The organism is Mycolicibacterium llatzerense (genome assembly GCF_000878195.1).
In the GTDB taxonomy this organism is placed as follows: Bacteria; Actinomycetota; Actinomycetes; order Mycobacteriales; family Mycobacteriaceae; genus Mycobacterium; species Mycobacterium llatzerense.
Genome location: NZ_JXST01000090.1, coordinates 1 through 2,657, shown reverse-complemented (window position 1 = coordinate 2,657; position 2,657 = coordinate 1). Strand labels below are relative to the sequence as shown.

General features: G+C 62.5%; 4 protein-coding genes. All 4 read right to left on the bottom strand.

Annotation, left to right across the window (positions count from 1 at the left end):
• Positions 1-85 precede the first annotated feature (85 nt).
• The 4 genes from nrdH to TL10_RS29925 all read right to left on the bottom strand — a co-directional run bounded on the left by nrdH (position 86) and on the right by TL10_RS29925 (position 2,520).
• The gene (nrdH, locus tag TL10_RS29300; protein ID WP_043988443.1) at positions 86-352 is read right to left on the bottom strand and encodes a glutaredoxin-like protein NrdH; all 267 of its coding nucleotides are present in this window, start codon (positions 350-352) and stop codon (positions 86-88) included.
• Between the two features lie 247 nt (positions 353-599).
• The gene (locus tag TL10_RS29295) at positions 600-1,388 is read right to left on the bottom strand and encodes a deazapurine DNA modification protein DpdA family protein (RefSeq protein ID WP_043988442.1); all 789 of its coding nucleotides are present in this window, start codon (positions 1,386-1,388) and stop codon (positions 600-602) included.
• A 15-nt stretch (positions 1,389-1,403) separates the two neighbouring features.
• Complete coding sequence (locus TL10_RS29290; protein ID WP_043988441.1) at positions 1,404-1,877, bottom strand: hypothetical protein; 474 nt, start codon at positions 1,875-1,877, stop codon at positions 1,404-1,406.
• Between the two features lie 31 nt (positions 1,878-1,908).
• Entirely contained in the window at positions 1,909-2,520 is a 612-nt protein-coding gene (locus TL10_RS29925) for a hypothetical protein (protein ID WP_052506589.1), read from the bottom strand.
• Between the last annotated feature and the right edge of the window lie 137 nt (positions 2,521-2,657).

Below are 2,657 nucleotides of genomic sequence, written 5' to 3'. Positions count from 1 at the left end.
TGGACATCGGGGGCGTGTTGACCACCGGCAATCGGTGCCGAAGTCTCACCCCCCGGCGCCCGACCTGCTACAACGGACAACATTGCTACCCAACCAATGTTGCATCAGATGACAATATTTCCTCATTTGCCAGTGCCTTGATCCGGTCGGGGCGGAAGCCCGACCAGTGGTCCTGGCCGGCTACTACGACGGGGGCCTGCAGGTACCCGAGGCTCATCACGTGGTCACGCGCCGCGTCGTCCTGGGTGATGTCCACTTTGATGTAGGCGATGCCTGCCTTGTCGAGTGCCTTGTAGGTTGCGTTGCATTGCACGCAGGCGGGCTTGGTGTAGACCGTAACAGTGCTGCTCATAACGCCCTCCGAATTGGTGTGGCAAAATCTTTTATGTACCTCTATTGTATAGTATTTCCGCAGCTCACGCACCTTTTAATGAACGATTCTTAGTCTTTTTTCAGCATGTCTTTACCATTGTTTTTGTTGCAATTAGTTACCGCTGCGATGCGGTGCACTAGGCACGTTCTGATGGAATTTTCTTATTCCATGCCATTTCGGTAATTGCCTGGTTGTCAACCGCAGCGTTCATCGGATAGGTGTGGCGCTACGCTACGTCGTCGAAGAGGGCGAGTTGCTGGCTGGGCCGGACTGCAAGAACACGGTTGCGCCAGTTCAAGGCGTAGTCAAGGCAATTGGCGCACGAACTGTGGGTGTGGCCGGGGAGCGGTGGTTCGCGTCTGGCTTGGTAGGACCAGGCGAGGCTGTCGGCGGTGAGAATCTTGCGGCCGTAGAGTTTCAATCCGCCTGCTTTCACTCCGAATGCGTGCAGCGGCATGTCGGGGTCGCGCCGCAGGATAGTGGAAATGACGGTGTCAATCTGCGAACTGGCCTGGCGGCGGCATATCGAACCGACTCCGACAATGGGGAACTCGGTCAAATCAATGCCGCGTGACTCGTACATGTCGATGCACCGCAAATAGTCATCCGGCAACCATCCTTGAATTACGGGCATGTAGGGGTTGTCGTAGGATTTTCCGTCCCACAATTCCTGGAGTTCAACGAAATTCTCGACGGTGCGGCGCTGGTGCTCGGCCACGGTGAGTCCGGTCTTGGCGAGCATGTCTGGCTCGCACATGAGGTCGAGCGGAGCCGCCCAGGACAGTTTCCCGATTTCGTCGTCGTAGCGACGGACCGCGCGATGGTATTCGCGTGCGGTGGTGCGCCACTGGCCGTAGAGCGACAGTTCGGAGAACGCTCCCGAGTCCAGTGCCCATTCGGCTGCGGCGCGCGGGAAGGTCTTGCGGCCGGCAAGACGGCGGTGGGAGATGAATAGCGGCACGCCCGCCGTGGCCAGCCAGTGAGGTTGGTGCGAGCCGAGGTAGAACGTGTGCATTGGTCGGGACTTTCCTCAGTAGCGGTCGATGCCGGCGCGCACGGTGTGCGTGCCGTCGAGGGCGAAGATGTGGTGCTCGTGGCGGCGGCGGGCGCGCAGTGCGAGCTCGATGAGTTCGGGCAGCTGGTCGGTGGTGGCGCGCTGGTGGATGACGCTGGCCAGTGGGGTGCACGAGTCGACGTCCACGGCGCTGGGCGCGCACTGGCCGTGGGGGGCGGCCTGGGCGATGTCCAGGCCGCAGTCCTGGGTTTCGGGCGGGTAGATCGAGACTTGCCAGCCGACGTGGTGGCCGTCGGCTTCGATGGTGAGGCGGCGCGGAAGCGGCGTGACATCGCAGTCGGCGTCGGTGATCCAGATGAAGTCGCCACCGTCGAGGCGCGCCTCCAGGATCATGATGTTGCCGCCGGAGTTGAATATGGTTGGCGTGAAGCCGAACCGGCGGTGGACCTGGTGAAGGATGTCGTCGTAGCCGTGGTCGTGGATGCCCATCGGGAGTTCTCCGTCTCTGGGGTCGCTGGGTTCAGGGGAGGATGTCTCCGGTGATCGCGAAACGGGCGTGTACGTCGGGGACGAAGTGGGCGACCAGCTCGTCTGCGATGTCGACCAGCTCGCGGAGTTTCTCTTCGATTTCGGCGCGCTCGCCAGTGGACAGCAGCTCTTTGGTGCGCAGGTCGTCGAGCCGGTCCCGCAGCGGAAACCAGTCGGCCAGCAGGCTTTTGGCCGTGTCGGTGAGAACCGGTGCGGGCGGGTCCTGGCGGGCAGGCCCCCGGCCATGGCCGGCGGCGTGCTCGGCGGCGGCGTGCTCGGCGGCGCGGCGTACGCGGGCGACGTGCTGGCGGGCTTGGACATCGGCGATGCAGTCGGCGCGCACGAGGCAGTGGTAGCGCGCCCATCCGGCTTCGTCATCGATCTGCCAGCTGTCGGCGAACACGTCGTCCACTCCGCGGTAGCAGTTTCGGCAGACGATGCTCGGGCTGCCGTCGGCGATGGAGCCTTTGACTGAGGCGCCGCAGCAGGCCGTGAGGTAGTAGAGGTGGCCTTCGAAGTAGGCGAGCGTGATCGGGACGGTGGTCAGGATGGCTTGGCCGTGCTCGTCGATGGTGAAGGGGAGGTTGGAGGCTTTGGCGGACATGGTGATTGGTCCTTAAGTTTGTAGTTGCAGTTATTTCGAGCTGTTACGGCAGTTACGGTGTGCTGCGACCCGGGTGGGTCGGGTAAGGCTTGTGGGTTGTTTGCCGGCCCGGTGGTGCGGCTTGAAAGGACTGGCCG